Below are 15,925 nucleotides of genomic sequence, written 5' to 3' on the forward strand. Positions count from 1 at the left end.
TTCAGAACAGGGTTTTAGTTAAGCATCCAAAACTAAGTCTTTTTGAATGAACAACAAAACCAAATTTTCAGCCGCAAACTCCTATTGCGATAAGGGGGGATGATTAAAATCGGGGATAATCAAAAGTAGTGAAATAATTCTGGAAATCAAATTGAAATTTAAACGAAGGGTTCGTTTTTCAGATGTGTTTTTCAGCGTGATACGAACTCCGCACGAGCGGGCCGCTTTCTACATAACGGAAACCTTTTTCCAGTGCAGTTTTTTTGCAGGCAGCGAAACTGTCGGGGTGAATAAATTCTTTTACCGGAAGATGTTTCCTGGTCGGTTGCAGATATTGTCCGAGTGTGAGAATAGAAACTCCGGCATTCAACAGATCATCCATTGCAGTTTCTACTTCTTCTTTTGTTTCTCCCAGGCCGAGCATCAATCCTGATTTTGTTTTGCATCCATTGTCGCTGAGAAATTTCAGCACATCGAGACTGCGTTCGTATTTCGCCTGTATGCGCACCTGGGGCGTGAGGCGATGAACTGTTTCCAGGTTGTGCGAAACAATTTCAGGCATCACATCAACAATGCGCTGAATATTTTTCTTTTCTCCTTTGAAATCCGGAATGAGCGTTTCAATAGTTGTACCCGGACTTATTCTGCGAACAGCTTTGATCGTTTCTGCCCAGATAATAGATCCGCCATCGGGGAGTTCATCTCTATCGACAGAAGTGATCACGCAATGTTTCACCTTCATCAGCCGCACTGATTCTGCAACATGCGCCGGTTCATCATAATCAACAGCAAGAGGACGGCCGGTTGCAACTGCGCAGAATCCGCACGAGCGTGTGCAGATATTTCCGAGGATCATGAACGTTGCTGTTCCTGCGCCCCAGCATTCGCCCATGTTCGGACAATTTCCGCTTTCGCAAATGGTATGAAGTTTATGCTCATCAACGAGCTTGCGTACATGAAGATAATTTTCTCCAACAGGAAGTTTCACCCGGAGCCAGTCCGGTTTTTTCACGCGGACAATTTCAGCCACATCACTCTTCTCTGAATTTTCCATGAAAGATCAGTACCACTTGGCGCCGAAAGAGAAATTGATATAAAGCGAAAGAAGAAACTGGTGATTGTGATCATACGCCATAAGCGGGATCACTTTCGGATAAGCATCGAGAATGACGCCGGTTTCAATGAAACGAACATCAGTATCCAACGTTCCGTGTTCGAAATTCAATCCGAATTTTCCATAAAGGCCCGGATAAATTTTTGTTTCACCCACACCACGAAGGAAAGGCCCGCGTCCGTAAATATTATCCACGAAATGTTTCGTTGGATCGTAACGTTCCGTGACGATGATTCGTTGTCCGTTTGGTGCAGGATTATCTTTCAGAATATCGAGGTAAACCGGTTTGGCAAGTCCGAGTGAAATTCCGAGAAAAGCAACGTAACGTATTTCCACGCCGTTCTTTTCCGGTTTGGTGAAGATCACATTCTGGTAACCGAAACCGGAGCGGAGAATAAAAACCGAATTGAGTTTTCCGTAATAATAACCTTTCGGATTATCAACATAAGGATTCACCACTTTTGTTTCTTTCGGGTGGCGATAATTCACCATCTCCACTTCCACCACACGTTTTTTCATTGCTGTAACATGCCATGCACGGCGATAATTCAATCCTAATCCATTCGTATGAACGAGGAAACCGAAAGTAGCCTCGTTGCGATAAAGAAGTTTCGTGTCGTCGTAAATATTCGCATTCACTTTCACCGTTTGCGTTTCCACCTGCGCGAACAGAATTCCTGTCAATAAAACTCCGGAAAAAGATAAAAGGAAACGACGCATTTAGAATTACATTTGAGAGTTCTTCAAATTTACAACATTTCTACTGAAAAAACTTTTCGTATGCACATTTCAGATATCGAATATTCCGGGGAATTACGCACAACAGCGGTTCATTTACGATCGGGAAAAGTCATTATCACCGATGCCCCGCCCGACAATAACGGAAAAGGCGAAGCTTTTTCTCCAACTGATCTGATGTCAACTTCTCTCGGAAGCTGTATGCTTACTATCATGGGCATTATTGCCGCACGACACCAGATCGATCTTCGGGGAACAAAAGTTTCCATCAGTAAATTCATGGGAACAGATCCGCGGAGAGTGACGGGAATAAAAGTGGAAATGAAAATGCCGGCTCTGGAATTAAACAGCGAACAGAAACGATTACTGGAAAACGCAGCTCTCACCTGCCCTGTAGCAAAAAGCCTGCACCCTGATATCAAACAGGACGTGACGTTTCAATGGTAAAAAAAAACATCCCGCCATGAAAATGGCAGGATGAATCTATGATCTTGTTTCCGATCAGTAATTTGCCTGGTTCAGTTTGTGATGCGCAGGAGTGCTGCTTTTGTATGCATCACAATTCTGTTTTGATTTGCACGAAGCAAAGAAAATACCTGAACAGGAAATAAGGGCTAATGCGATGATGATCTTTTTCATTGGTTTAGGTTAAATGTGATTGCCGAATGTTTTACAAATACTATGCAAAAGTATCTGAAGCAACCCCATCCTCCAAAGATTTGTTCATTTTTTTTATTAACAGAGTCAAAATACTACATTTGCTGCCCGGCTTTTTCGGGATTTACTTTTTCGGATACTCGTCCTTTTATACTGATACAGAAACATCATTTGATCATGAGTACAACTGCACAACCCACTATCCAGATCGAAGAAAGCTGGAAGCAAATTCTGAACGATGAATTTCAGAAGCCCTATTTTCAGACGCTGAGAAATTTTCTCACTGAGGAAAAACAACAATTCTCAGTGTATCCTCCAGGCCCGCTCATTTTTGCTGCGCTCAATAACACACCATTCGAGCAAGTGAAAGTGGTGATTCTCGGGCAGGATCCTTATCACGGACCGGGACAAGCGAACGGACTTTGTTTTTCTGTTTCTACAGGGATAAAACATCCGCCATCACTGGTGAATATTTTCAAAGAGATGCAGAAAGATCTGAATGTTCCATATCCGCGTACCGGCGATCTTTCCGGTTGGGCGAAACAGGGAGTGCTGTTGCTGAACACAACTCTTACCGTGCGCGCACACACGCCCGCATCACACCAGGCACAGGGATGGGAAGATTTTACAGACAGCGTTATCCGCAATCTTTCCGAGAGAAGAAGCGGCATAGTTTTTATTCTATGGGGAAGACACGCGCAGAATAAAAAACCACTCATCGATACTACGAAACATCACATCCTGGAAGCAGCACATCCTTCTCCGTTTTCTGCGAATGGATTTTTCGGATGCCGCCATTTTTCCAAAACGAATTTTCTGCTGATGCAGGATAATAATCAGCCGGTGAACTGGATCGCTTTATAGAATTTGAAAATTTGAGATTTGAATATTGCTTCGTTTGCTGAATGAAAACCAAAATTCAAATCTCGAATTTCAAATCTTCGAATTTATTCCTGCCCTCTTTCCATCCATTTTTTTTCTGAAACCGGTTTAGCTTCGAGGATTTTCTTCAGGAGAATTTCCGGTTCACCATCTTCGATCACCAGCGCCCGGTTTTTTTCGCTGAGAAATTTTTCTTTCACCATCACATCTAATTGAGCAATGAATGGATCGTAGAATCCATTCACATTTAAAATTCCAAGCGGTTTGTTATGCAATCCGAGTTGTGCCCAGGTGAGCATCTCGAAAAATTCATCCATCGTTCCGTAACCTCCCGGCAAGGCAATGAACGCGTCTGCTAATTTTTCCATGAGCGATTTTCTTTCATGCATGGAATTCACGACGTGCATTTGTGTAAGATTTTCATGCCGCACTTCTTTCACGTGCAGAAAATCCGGGATCACCCCGATTACTTCTCCCCCACGCTGCAGAACCGAATCAGCAACCACGCCCATCAACCCGATGCTTCCTCCTCCGTAAATAAGACGGATATTTTTTTCGACAAGAATTTTTCCGAGATGGTGCGCCGCGCTTTTGTAAACAGGATTATTTCCCGTTGATGAACCACAATAAACCGCAACAGACTTCACCGGTCAGAAATCGATTTTATAATAGAACAACGGAAGAAATCCCAATTGATATTGCACCACCGTAGGATCATTCGCCGGATGAAGCGGGTTGGGCGAATACGTGAGGCCGAGAGTATTTTTATTGTTCGTGATGTTCACCAGGTCGAGCCCGATCTCATGCGTCATACTTTTGGTGTTGTATTTCCACACAACCCTTGCATCGAGACGGAAATAGCCGGAAGAAAATTGTTTTGTATTTGTCAGTTTCTCATCCAGCACCATATCATTCGCCAGGCGGGATGCAGCCGTATCCACCGGCGTGTAATATCTTTTTCCGGCCATCGTCAGTTTCAATCCCGTCTCCAGCGTTTGCTTATCATTCAGTTTGAATTCGCGCGCACCCAGAAGATTGACCGCGTAATGCGTATTGAAATCCGTATTGCGCAGAATGCCATCGCTTCCCCTGTACTTCGAATCAAAAACAGAAACAGTAGACATGAAAAAGAATTTCCTGCTGAAAAATTTCTCCACGGTCAATTCGCCTCCCATGTTGTAACCGGTTCCCGCATTCACCAGGTCGCCGGGAAAAAACCGGCTGAAACCGCTGCCCTGGTTCAACACAGAAAATGCAGAACTTGTTTTCTCCACCGGCACATCGTACAAATACTGGTAATACGTTTCCACTTTTATGCGCATGTTCTTCGCTATGGAAATATCGTAACCCAGTATCGCATGCGCACTGCGCATGAAGCCCACATTTTTATTATGAAGGTCGTACGGCTGCAGATTCGATTCCTGGTGCGTGTAATAAATATACGCCGGCAACATCTGGCTGTGCAATCCCGCACCCACGTTGATGGATTGTTTTTCATTGATGCTCCAACGCATTCCTAATCGCGGCTCTACTGCGTAACTTCCATTGAGCGTAAAGTATTGTCCGTGTACTCCCGCATTGAAAGTTACTTTATCATTCGGTTTGTATTTCCACTGAACGTAGGGCTGAATGAGAAACGCGCTTCCGGAATAATTCTGCCGGTTGTAAAAAATATTCGCCTGCTCATCGTGAATAGAATCCAGAAGATTATTGATGAACAGGTCGTTGAACATTCCCGCTTTGATCACATTCTTCACTCCTATTTTTTTCGTCACATAAAAATTCAGTGAGAAACGATCTTCCGAATTCCGGTATCCCATTTTCGGCGTGATCGAATCGAGAGCGAAGGTGGTGTCTCTCCAAACGAGATTATGATGCGCTGCCGAATAACGCGTGCTTCCGGCAACCACCATTCTGAAATACGTATTCTCATTAATTGGTTTTGAATAAACAATTCCGGCCACTCCCATTCCTGTATTGAAATACTGATCGCGGTTATCCACACCATACAATTCATCAGCAGGATTTTTATACTGGCTCACGATGATGCTGATCTTACTCGCGCCACCAATTCCGAACATGGAAATATTTCCGCCCTTTTTCATTGGGAAATTTAATTTGAATGCGCCATCCTGATAATTCGGAACAGCTCCTGTCCCAATGGGAATATGCGCTGCTTCAAATAATTTCAACGTGGAATAACGGTACGTAACAAGAAAAGAAGAACCTTTTGTTTTATTGATCGGCCCTTCTCCCGCTAATTCCGTTCCGAGAAATCCGAATTGTCCCGTCCATTCATATTTTTCATTGTTGCCGTTTCTCATTCGCAGATCGAAAGCCGCAGCAACAGAATTTCCATACTCCGCCGGAAATGCGCCGGTGAAAAAATCGGAATTGGCAAGCGTTTTATTATTTAAAATACTCACTGGACCTCCTGTTGTTCCTTCCACCGCAAAATGATTCGGGTTCGGAATATCCACTCCTTCCAGTCTCCACAAAACTCCCATTGGAGAATTTCCTCTCACCACAATGTCGTTTCGCGAATCATCTGCGCCCTGCACACCCGCGTAGTTGCTCGCCATGCGCGCAGGGTCGCCGCGACTGCCCGCGTAACGATTCGTTTCTTCCACCGAAAACATTCTTCCGCTTCCGGTACTCATATCATTCACCGTTCCTTCCCTGTTCGTTCCGGTAATCACTACTTCTTCTTTCGTCACTGCAGATTGTTCGAGTTCCACATCGATCACATTTTCTTTTCCCGAATTCACGATCACGTCGGGGATGGACGTCGGTTTGTATCCCGCATATTTGAAAACGAGTGTGTATCGTCCCACCTCTACATTATCTATCCGGTAATTTCCGTCGAAGTCAGACGCGCCTCCTTTTACCACGCTCGAATCTTTCATCAGCGTTACGATCACTCCCGGCAATGGCGACTTCGATTCGAGATCGACAATTTTTCCGCGCACTGTTTGTGTGTTCTGCGAAAAAAGAATTGCGGGGAGAAAAAGAATTGCGCACAGGAGAAAATTTTTCATCGGGGATTTTTTTGTTTCCGTCAAAAATAACCAGAAGAACATTCCGTGCAAGAGTCGTTGCAAAATGAGCATCACAAAGTTTTACAGAAGTATTAACTGCAAATTTCAATTACGGAGTCAATTGATTTTTGCAAATAATAATCAGGAGCGCAACAGCAGTTCATCAAAGTTGCCCGCCCGCCCGAATGCGATTGCAATGGGGATCGGGCGTGCTCCTGTCCTGCTACCGCAATGTCGGAGCCAGTTGCGGTATCAGGGCTAGTGATGTTGGTCCGGTTCATTAAATTCACATCGTCCTGCTTTTTTTGAAAAAAAATTACCATTTATAATTCTTCACCGTCTCCACGAACAACTTCACTTTTTCTTTTTCCATATCGGGATACAATCCGTGGCCGAGATTGGCAATATGTTTTTGCGGGCCAAACGCACGCAGCATTTTTTCTGTTTCAGCCACAATTGTTTTTTCATCGGCGTACAGCAAACACGGATCGGCATTCCCCTGCAAAGTTTTATTTTCTCCAATGATTTTTCTCGATTCCGCTGCTTCCATCGTCCAGTCGAGGCCGATCACATCACAATTTATTTTTCCGAGTTCTTCGCGGATGAAATGCGCATCTTTTGCAAAAACAGTTACAGGAGCAAGCGGACTGATCTCATCACAGATCTCAGAAATAAAACGCAAAGCAAATTCGCGATACATTTCCGGTGAAAGAATTCCCGCCCACGAATCGAAAAGCTGCACCATATCGGCGCCTGCTTTTATCTGCGCTTTTAAGTAATGAATAGTTGAAATGGAAATTTTTTCGAGCAACTCATGCGCAAGTAGCGGCTGCGTGTAAAGAAATTTTTTCGCTTTCGAAAAAGTTTTTGATCCGCTTCCTTCCACCATGTAAGCGAGAATCGTCCACGGTGCACCGGCAAATCCTATGAGCGGAGCTCTGCCGCCCAGCGCTTCTTTCGCAATTCTGATCGCATCGCACACGTACGAGAGATCATTTTCCCCATTGGCAATTTTCAGTTTGTCGATATCTTCTTTCGAAGAAATCGTTTTTTCAAACCACGGCCCGCGCGCTTCCACCATTTTGTAAGGAAGTCCCATCGCTTCGGGAATAACGAGTATATCAGAAAAAATAATTGCCGCATCTACTTTGAGAATGTCCACCGGCTGCACGGTAACTTCTGCAGCGAGTTCCGGATTTTTTACCAGTTCAATGAATCCTCCGATCTTTTTTCTCACCTCGCGATATTCGGGCAACACTCTTCCCGCCTGCCGCATCAGCCACACGGGAGTGCGTTCTGTTTTTTCGCCGCGAGCTGCTTTTAAAATAAGATCGTTTTGTAATAGCATTTCCGGAGATTATTTTATTTGATCAGCAATGAATTTCAATTCGGCGTCAGAAATTGTTGCCCGTTCCGATTTATCATAAATAGCAGCGAGGTAAACTGTGCGGGATACCACCCTGACCAATGTAATCACTCTTGCGCCGCCGCTTTTTCCTTTTCCTTTACTTGAAATTGCCATACGCACTTTATAGAAGCCATTTCCCAAAGGCGTACCCTGAACCGGATTTGTTTCAAGAGCAATAACAAGTTGCGAAAGATCCTTCCTTATGGAGCGATACTTTTTATAAAGTCGTTTGGCTTCTCTTTCAAATGAAGGAAGTACTTCAACCTTATAATTCATTCAGGAATTTTTGTGCTGATCTTGATTTTAACTTTCCCTTCGCTGCCTGCTTCGCTTCCATCATTCCGGTCACTACATCCTGAACAAGTTTTTCTTTCTGTTTATTCACCGGTTTCTTTTCTGATACGTGAACAAAACCGAGACTCTTCATCAATTCGAGGAAGAATTTATATTTTGAATCATCAATGGATACCGTGACCTGTTTCATGATGAACAAATTTACGAAAATGAATTCATACTGGCCGTGATTCATATCTTTGCACAAATCATTTTTTGTGAGCGCAGAAAATCATTCGTTCGATGTGATCGTTGTAGGAGGAGGATGTGTCGGTTTAGCAGCGGCGTACAAGATCAATCTTCGTCATCCTCATCTGAAAGTTGCGGTGCTTGAAAAAGAAGATCATCTTTCTCCGCACCAGACGGGACATAATTCCGGAGTGATACATTCAGGAATTTATTACAAGCCCGGTTCTTACAAAGCGAAAACCTGCGTTGACGGGAGAAGGGAGATCGTTGCGTTCGCCAAAGAACATAAAATCGCGATCGACATTTGCGGAAAATTAATTGTTGCCACGCACGAGAGCGAGCTCGCGCACATGAATAAAGTGTACAACAACGGCGTGGCGAATGGCGTGGAAGATCTCGAACTCATTGACAAAAAAAGAATAAAAGAAATTGAACCGTTCGCCGAAGGTATCGCGGGCATACGCGTGGGCTGCACGGGCATCATTGATTTTCCGGCAGTAACGGTGAAACTCGGTGAGCTGATCGAAAAACAATTTGAGGGAAGTAAAATTTTTCTTTCCACCGAAGCGAAAGATTTTGTGCACAAAGAAAATTCCACCGACATCATTACGAACAAAGGAATTTTTAATGCAAAATATATTGTTACCTGCGGTGGATTGCAAAGCGATCGTCTCGCAAAAAAAGAAGGAGCAAAGTCAGACGCGGCGATCGTGGGATTTCGCGGCGATTATTACGATCTCACGGAAAAAGGAATGAAAAAAGTGAATCATCTCATTTATCCTGTTCCGAATCCGAAGTATCCTTTTCTCGGTGTGCATTTCACGCGCATGGTTCATGGCGGGGTGGAATGCGGGCCGAACGCAGTTTTTGTTTTCAAGCGCGAAGGTTATGGAAAAACATCCTTCAGTTTCCGCGATACATTTTCCGCTTTCGGTTTCGGCGGCACCTGGAAATTCTTTGCGAAGAATATGAAATTCGGTTTCGATGAATACCGTGGTGCATTCTCAAAAAGATTTTTCCTGAAACGATTACGCACACTTATTCCTTCACTCGAAAAAGACGACATCGTTTCTTCGCGCAGTGGCGTACGCGCAATGGCGCTCTCACGCGAGGGAAACATGATCGATGATTTTAAAATTGAAACCAATAAAAATGCGATCCACGTTCTGAACGCTCCGTCTCCGGCTGCTACTGCATGTCTTGCAATAGGAAAAGCGATAGAAGAAATGGCAACGGAAAAATTTGCTCTGGCGAGATAACTGTGAAGGGGGAGGATTACGGATTTTCTACGGAGAATACAGATTACAGATTGATCTAATCTACGGATCTCACATTCCACATGATTTGGTAGTGGCTCAGTTTGCTCTTTTCCGATTCAACTTCGCGCCTTGGCGCCTTCGCGGTTCCTAAACCATTCTTTTATTAAACCGCAAAGACGCTAAGGCGCTAAGAATTTTCAAACTGACCCACTACCCATGATTTTCGTTTTCGATAAGTAATCACTACATTTCTTATCGCAACATCCCTGACATGAAATATTTTCTGCTTTTCTCCACATTCTTCTTCCTCCCGATGTTTCGGGACTCCATTCTCAATGCGCAGACCGATTCCACTTTTGTTGGCAAATGGACGTGCACGGTGGTCGCAGACGAAAGCAGCAGAAGTTCATACCTGGATCTCAAGAGTGATAGTACGTTCGTATCCGGATCTGATTCCAGCTTTAAAGACCTCAGTAAACAAATGGCGACGGGAATGTGGAAAATTAATTCAAAGGGAGAAATCATTCTCATTCCGAAAGACACAACGCTGGAAACGCATTATTTCGAACATGTCGATCACTGGAAATTCCATTATTGCCTGAACGAAAGGCATGGACAGACTTATCCTGTCGCCGTTATGGAGATGCAGTTTGATATTTATCTTGAGAAAATAATTCCAAAAGCAAAAAGAAAACGAGGCAGATAAAATAAGAATTCCGGGAGGGAGGATTACAGATTTCACGCCCGCCTGAATGACGAAGTCGGGCAGGATATACGGATTACAAATCAGAACTGATCTACAGATAAGTTTACCGGCAAATACCTTATTCATGAAAAAGTTTCTATTCTTATTTCTCCTCCTTCCATTCTCCATTCTCCATTCTCAAACAGATTCTACTTATGTTGGCAAATGGAAATTCCTTGTGGATGCCGGTGAAAAAGGAACTTCTGTTTCTTTCTTGCTGCTTAAAGCCGACAGCACTTTCATTACCGGCGCCGATTCCACTTTCAGAAACTCAGCTAAAAAAACTGCAGATGGGAAATGGAAGATTACTCCGGAAGGAGAAATAAAACTCGTTCCTTCCGATACATCACGCGAGGCGCATTACTACAAACACATGGACGGATGGAAATTCAAATATTCAAAAACAGAAAAGAACGGAGTGGTTTCCCCTGTGCAGTTGATGGAGATGGATATTTACCTCGAGAAAATTATTTATGCAAAGAAAGAAAAAGAAAAGAAAAATAAATGAGTCGTTAATTTTCTTCTGCCGCTAACAACTGCCTACTGTTTACTGCCTTCTGTTTTTTCTCCTTCAAACTGATCTTCCTTATTCCTGAAAAGAACATTGAACGTAGTAAGCGATCCATAAATTTTTGTGATGTATTGCTGCATATCCACTTTTTCTTCGTCAGAAAGTTTCGCGTGCGCGTTGATCTTCTGTTCGAGCACACGCAGGCGGTCGCGCAGCATGACGATCTTATGAAAAAAAGTTTCGATCGGAATTTCTTTCGGTTTGAGCGAAGTGTCGGCTGGCTGCATGAGGAGTGTTCCTCCTTCCCATTTTCCACCGAGCTCAATGTTCATTGAAATATCGCTGTAGTCTTCGAGTACTTTGCGTAATGTTCTTTCCAGTTCTTCCATGTCAATTTGATTTTTATTTTTTTCTTCGCCGGGCAATGCAACGAGCGTAAGCAGATCAGCATTCCGTTTTACAATTTCTATAACACCTCGTTTACCGAAATCGATCAGCCAGGAAAAATTTTTTTCTTCCATGACTTTCCCTTTGCCATAATGTTCGTGATCGATGATCGTGCCGGGAATGATCTCCATATTTTTTATAGTGCCCCAATATACAAAGACTGAATTACAGATTACTCCATTACAAATTGAGCAACGACCGCTCCGGTTGAAAACAATTAATCTGTAATTTGTAATCAATATATCTGTAATCTATGCGGTTAGACAAATGGCTTTGGTGTGTGCGCATTTTCAAAACGAGAACGCATGCATCGAACGCGTGCAAAGGAGGAAAAATAAAAATGAACGGTGAAGCGGCAAAAGCTTCAAAAGAAATAAAAGCCGGGGACGAAATAAATTTTAAATCGGGTGTGATTACAAAAACTATCCGTGTAAAAGATTTTCCGAAGAATCGCATCGCGGGAAAAGTTGCAAAAGATTTTTATGATGACCTCACTTCTCCGGAAGAATATGAGCGATTGAAAATGATGAAAGAAATGGGGCCTCCTGTTTTCTTCACCGGCAAAGGCCGCCCTACAAAAAAGGATCGCAGAAGATTAGATGGCCTGTTGTAGGGAGAATTACGGATCTTGCGGGATACAGATTACAGATTGAAAAAAAATTTGAAACAAATACTTAATCAAAATCCAACGAACCACCCTTTCTGTAATCCGCATATTTGTATGATTCGTAATCCTCCCCCCTGTTAGCTATCTTTGAACAACTAACCGGCGTATGGCTGAATTTAACTTCGATGAGCTGAAAATGAAACTGGAAAAGAATTCCTGGCCCCAGGTTTACATGTTCAAATTCATCATTCCATCCAACAACCAGAAAATAGCGATCGTGCAGGGTTTCTTCGAAGACGATGCAGAAATTTCGCTTCATCCTTCTTCCAATGGAAAATACACCAGCATCACATCGAAACAAGTCATGCTCTCGGCCGAATCGGTCATTGACATTTACAAAAAAGCATCTGCTATAGAAGGAATCATCTCGCTCTGATCTTTAATTTCAAAATTTCAATTCACAATCACCATGAAAAAATCAATTCTTCTCTCACTCACTTTCGTTTCCGTTTCACTCTTCGCACAGGATAAAATGTTAACTGTGCGCGATGCAGTTTTCGGCTATTACACCGGGTTGTATCCTTCCAATCTCGAACAACTCAACTGGATCCCGGGAACGGATGATGAATATTATATTCTGAAAGAAAATAATTCGGAAACACTTGTTTCCATTCATGGAACGGGTTCTTCAAAAACAAATACCATTCTTTCGCTCGATGATCTCAATAATAAATTTGCTTTCTTCCGCGAAAATAAACTCGAATCTTTTCCTTCGATCACATGGACGTCCTCTTCCACTTTTACATTCGACGCCAAAAGTTCGCGTTATACCTATGATGTAAAAAAGAAATCACTCAGCGGAAAAATATTATCACTCGCGGGAGATAAAACTGTGGAGAACATGGACGAGTCGTCGAAGAGCGGGAACATCGCTTACACGATCGCAAATAATCTTTATGTGAATAAATTAACTGGCAATAATATTTATCTGAAACTTCCCGTTACAAAAGATGACAACATTAATATTGTCAATGGAAAATCCGTTCACCGCGAAGAATTCGGAATTACAAAAGGAACGTTCTGGTCGCCATCAGGGAATTTACTTGCATTTTACAGAATGGATCAGACCATGGTAACCGATTACCCGATCTACGATCTTACCACGCAACCTGCAAGCATGAGCGTGATCAAGTACCCGATGGCGGGCGCAACTTCGCACCAGGTTACTGTTGGAATTTTCAATGTCAATACTTCGCAAACTGTTTTCCTGAAAACCGGTGAACCGAAAGATCAGTACCTCACAAATATTGCGTGGAGTCCCGACAACAAACATGTTTACATTTCTGTTCTTAATCGCGATCAGAATCATTTGTGGTTGAATCGTTATAATGCAGAGACAGGTGAATTTGAAAAAACTTTATTCGAAGAAACCGATCCGAAATATGTTCATCCCATGCATCCGCTCGTTTTTATTCCAGGGCATGACGATGAATTCATCTGGCAGAGGCAATTGTGTTCGGAAGAAAATCCGGAAGGGCTCGATCATCTATTACTCTGCACAACTGACGGAAAAATAATTTCCGATCTCACGAAGACCATTGAAGTTTCTGTTCTGAAACTGAGAATGGGAATGGAAGTGACCGATGTTTATGGATTCGATGCAAAAGGGAAATGGATATTTTTCCAGGGCGCCCCGTTGAACACCTGCGATAAACAGATCTACGCAGCATCACTCGATCCTGCTGCGCCACAGGTTAAAAAACTTACCAATGATCCCGGAACACACAACGCAATTTTTTCTTCCGACAAAAAATATTTCATCGATTATTTTTCTTCCAGCACGGTTCCCGGAATGCAATGGGTAGCCGATGCATCGAACGGAAAACAATTATTGACCTTATCACGTTCCGGAAACCCACTTGCATCCTATAAAAACTGCGCGGTGAAATTATTCACGATCACCGCAGCAGACGGACAGACTCCACTCTGGTGCAGGATGATCATGCCTGCGGATTTTGATTCCACTAAGCAATACCGTTCGCTCACTTATGTTTACAATGGGCCGAATGTTCAGCTCGTAACGAATTCTTATCTCGGGGGATCGGATCTTTTTCTTTATTACATGGCGCAACAGGGATTTGTAATTTTCACGGTCGATGGAAGAGGAAGTGGAAATCGCGGAATGAAATTCGAGCAGGCAACCTTCCGTCATCTCGGTACGCAGGAAATTTCCGATCAGCAGAAAGGAAATGATTTTCTGCATTCGCTGAAATACATTGACAAAAACCGGATGGCGGTTTACGGATGGAGTTACGGTGGATTCATGACCACCTCGCTTATGACGCGCACACCCGATCTTTACAAATGCGGAGTTGCGGGTGGAGCAGTGATCGACTGGAGTTATTATGAAGTGATGTACACCGAACGCTATATGGATACGCCGCAAACCAATCCGGAAGGTTACAAAGAATCTGATCTGAAAAATTATGTGCAGAATTTAAAAGGAAAATTATTATTGATCCACGGCACGAGCGATAATGTGGTGGTGTGGCAACATACGCTGCTGTACACAAAAGCCTGCGTGGATAAAGGAGTGCAGACCGATTATTATGTTTACCCGGGACACGAACACAACGTGCGCGGGAAAGACCGGATTCATTTGCTGACGAAAGTGAGTGATTATATTATTGCGAATACCTGAGTACGAAAAACGAAAGTGCGGTGGTCATTACGATCCCGATTTTAATCGGGAGAAGCAATCTTGCGCGAGGGTTTTCATAGCTATTTGTATTGCGTAACTTTTTCCCGAATTCATTCGGGATTTCGCATTACGTAGTTCGTGAGTTTCGTATTTCGTACTCCTCAAAACCATTGATAAATTTTATTCGCTTTGAGCCATTTCAACCAGCGGCGTTCGCGGAAATGGAAACGATAACCCATATTGAAATCAACAGAAAAATACCTGGGTTGGAATTTATAATTCGTGAACTGGTAACTGTTGTAATCGGCGGCGAAGGTCCACGCCATGAAAAAATATTTCAGGTTCAATCCGAGTGCAGCGCGAAAATCTCCCGCTCCCCCTGTTTTCCAATATGATTTTACACGCCCGTCCTGGAAAGCATCAAGATCGCGATGCTGCACATCGATGCCGCCGGTGAGCGTGAGATTCAAAAATAAAGAATGAACTATCACAAGACTGTAGGTGTAACCCGGCCCGAAAGAAAATCCTGTTGCGTTGAAACGGTTCACATAACCGTATTCACCATAGTATTGACGTGCAGCAAATGGAAGCAGGGAGGAATCGGCGCTGAAAAGATAATTGTAAATATTACTGATGAGTAAAAATGATCCGGCAGATTTCAATTGCCGCTCGGTATTGAAATACGCAGCGCCATAGGAAAATTTTCTCTTATTGCGGATCCAGATAATTTTTGCCTTGTAAGAACGTGCAAGCATATTCGGATTCTGCCAGTAAATTCCAGTCGTGTGAAAAGAAGTATCGTAGGTAGAAGTTTTATTATCGTAAAATCCTTCATACTTCCGGTAACTTGTTTCAAAACGGAAACGGTATTCTGAAAAACCGAATGAGAATGTACTGTATTTGGTCTCTCCTGTTTTTTTTAACTGATCGGCAGTCGAAGGAACGGTTCTCAATCCGAATGAAACAGAAATTTTATCGAGGTCGATGGAAGCGCCTGTCGATTTATTTGCGTTCGAGATCATTTCCGGTGCGCTCACTCCGAGTGAATCTTTCGTCATCGTTTGCGTTTGGAGAATATTGTAAGAGCGGTAGGAATTGGAAAGTGTAAGAATAAAACGATCGGGATAAAGATGAACGTAATTCGTATCGATCGTCCTGCGATACTGAAGAATGGAATCACGTTTTTCCTTTCGCGCAGATTGTGAAAAAAGTGCAGGCGGAATAAGGAGCGAAAGAAAAATAATATGAGAGAATTTTTTCAGCCGGGATTTTTTGCTCATCGAAATTAAAAAAAGA

The 15,925-nt window shown here is 43.1% G+C and carries 18 protein-coding genes; 8 read left to right on the plus strand and 10 right to left on the minus strand.

Annotated elements, in window-relative coordinates; genetic code table 11:
• Positions 1-178 precede the first annotated feature (178 nt).
• Entirely contained in the window at positions 179-1,054 is an 876-nt protein-coding gene (gene lipA, locus HY064_05705; GenBank protein ID MBI3510138.1) for a lipoyl synthase, read from the minus strand.
• 6 nt (positions 1,055-1,060) lie between these two features.
• Positions 1,061-1,834 (minus strand): hypothetical protein, encoded by a 774-nt coding sequence (locus tag HY064_05710; GenBank protein MBI3510139.1) that lies wholly within the window; start codon positions 1,832-1,834, stop codon positions 1,061-1,063.
• 60 nt (positions 1,835-1,894) lie between these two features.
• Between HY064_05710 and HY064_05715 the strand changes: the two genes are divergently transcribed.
• Positions 1,895-2,299 (plus strand): OsmC family protein, encoded by a 405-nt coding sequence (locus tag HY064_05715; protein MBI3510140.1) that lies wholly within the window; start codon positions 1,895-1,897, stop codon positions 2,297-2,299.
• Positions 2,300-2,353: 54 nt separating this feature from the next.
• On the opposite strand, the gene HY064_05720 is transcribed toward HY064_05715, so the two are convergent.
• Positions 2,354-2,491 carry a hypothetical protein gene (locus tag HY064_05720; protein MBI3510141.1) on the minus strand — a complete coding sequence of 46 codons (138 nt, stop codon included), beginning with the start codon at positions 2,489-2,491 and terminating at the stop codon, positions 2,354-2,356.
• Positions 2,492-2,686: 195 nt separating this feature from the next.
• On the opposite strand from HY064_05720, the gene ung reads away from it, so the two are divergent.
• On the plus strand, positions 2,687-3,373 hold the full coding sequence (ung, locus tag HY064_05725) for a uracil-DNA glycosylase (GenBank protein MBI3510142.1): 687 nt from the start codon (positions 2,687-2,689) through the stop codon (positions 3,371-3,373).
• 83 nt (positions 3,374-3,456) lie between these two features.
• On the opposite strand, the gene HY064_05730 is transcribed toward ung, so the two are convergent.
• The 5 genes from HY064_05730 to HY064_05750 form a co-directional block, all read right to left on the minus strand.
• Positions 3,457-4,038, minus strand: a complete 582-nt coding sequence (locus HY064_05730; protein MBI3510143.1) for a TIGR00730 family Rossman fold protein — start codon at positions 4,036-4,038, stop codon at positions 3,457-3,459.
• A gap of 3 nt (positions 4,039-4,041) precedes the next feature.
• On the minus strand, positions 4,042-6,429 hold the full coding sequence (locus tag HY064_05735) for a TonB-dependent receptor (protein MBI3510144.1): 2,388 nt from the start codon (positions 6,427-6,429) through the stop codon (positions 4,042-4,044).
• A gap of 316 nt (positions 6,430-6,745) precedes the next feature.
• Positions 6,746-7,777, minus strand: a complete 1,032-nt coding sequence (hemE, locus tag HY064_05740) for a uroporphyrinogen decarboxylase (protein ID MBI3510145.1) — start codon at positions 7,775-7,777, stop codon at positions 6,746-6,748.
• Positions 7,778-7,786: 9 nt separating this feature from the next.
• Positions 7,787-8,113, minus strand: a complete 327-nt coding sequence (locus HY064_05745) for a type II toxin-antitoxin system RelE/ParE family toxin (GenBank protein MBI3510146.1) — start codon at positions 8,111-8,113, stop codon at positions 7,787-7,789.
• Positions 8,103-8,321: a hypothetical protein gene (locus HY064_05750; protein MBI3510147.1), complete on the minus strand. Its 219-nt coding sequence runs from the start codon at positions 8,319-8,321 to the stop codon at positions 8,103-8,105. Before HY064_05750 ends, HY064_05745 begins: the two co-directional genes overlap by 11 nt.
• Before the next feature lie 67 nt (positions 8,322-8,388).
• On the opposite strand from HY064_05750, the gene lhgO reads away from it, so the two are divergent.
• From lhgO to HY064_05765, 3 genes are all read left to right on the plus strand, one after another.
• Positions 8,389-9,618, plus strand: a complete 1,230-nt coding sequence (lhgO, locus tag HY064_05755) for an L-2-hydroxyglutarate oxidase (protein MBI3510148.1) — start codon at positions 8,389-8,391, stop codon at positions 9,616-9,618.
• A gap of 271 nt (positions 9,619-9,889) precedes the next feature.
• Entirely contained in the window at positions 9,890-10,324 is a 435-nt protein-coding gene (locus HY064_05760; protein MBI3510149.1) for a hypothetical protein, read from the plus strand.
• A 124-nt stretch (positions 10,325-10,448) separates the two neighbouring features.
• Positions 10,449-10,871: a hypothetical protein gene (locus HY064_05765; protein ID MBI3510150.1), complete on the plus strand. Its 423-nt coding sequence runs from the start codon at positions 10,449-10,451 to the stop codon at positions 10,869-10,871.
• A 32-nt stretch (positions 10,872-10,903) separates the two neighbouring features.
• On the opposite strand, the gene HY064_05770 is transcribed toward HY064_05765, so the two are convergent.
• Positions 10,904-11,452 carry a hypothetical protein gene (locus HY064_05770; protein ID MBI3510151.1) on the minus strand — a complete coding sequence of 183 codons (549 nt, stop codon included), beginning with the start codon at positions 11,450-11,452 and terminating at the stop codon, positions 10,904-10,906.
• A gap of 122 nt (positions 11,453-11,574) precedes the next feature.
• Here HY064_05770 and HY064_05775 point away from each other — a divergent pair, with 122 nt between their 5' ends.
• The 3 genes from HY064_05775 (at position 11,575) to HY064_05785 (ending at position 14,629) form a co-directional block, all read left to right on the plus strand.
• Positions 11,575-11,934 carry an RNA-binding S4 domain-containing protein gene (locus tag HY064_05775; GenBank protein ID MBI3510152.1) on the plus strand — a complete coding sequence of 120 codons (360 nt, stop codon included), beginning with the start codon at positions 11,575-11,577 and terminating at the stop codon, positions 11,932-11,934.
• Positions 11,935-12,094: 160 nt separating this feature from the next.
• Positions 12,095-12,364, plus strand: coding sequence for a DUF493 family protein (locus HY064_05780; GenBank protein ID MBI3510153.1), 270 nt, complete (start codon positions 12,095-12,097; stop codon positions 12,362-12,364).
• Between the two features lie 33 nt (positions 12,365-12,397).
• A complete protein-coding gene (locus tag HY064_05785; GenBank protein MBI3510154.1) occupies positions 12,398-14,629 on the plus strand; it encodes a DPP IV N-terminal domain-containing protein in 2,232 nt (743 codons plus the stop codon).
• Positions 14,630-14,790: 161 nt separating this feature from the next.
• Here HY064_05785 and HY064_05790 read toward each other — a convergent pair whose 3' ends face one another.
• A complete protein-coding gene (locus HY064_05790; GenBank protein MBI3510155.1) occupies positions 14,791-15,909 on the minus strand; it encodes a DUF4421 family protein in 1,119 nt (372 codons plus the stop codon).
• Between the last annotated feature and the right edge of the window lie 16 nt (positions 15,910-15,925).

Source organism: Bacteroidota bacterium (assembly GCA_016194975.1).
Lineage (GTDB): Bacteria > Bacteroidota > Bacteroidia > Palsa-965 > Palsa-965.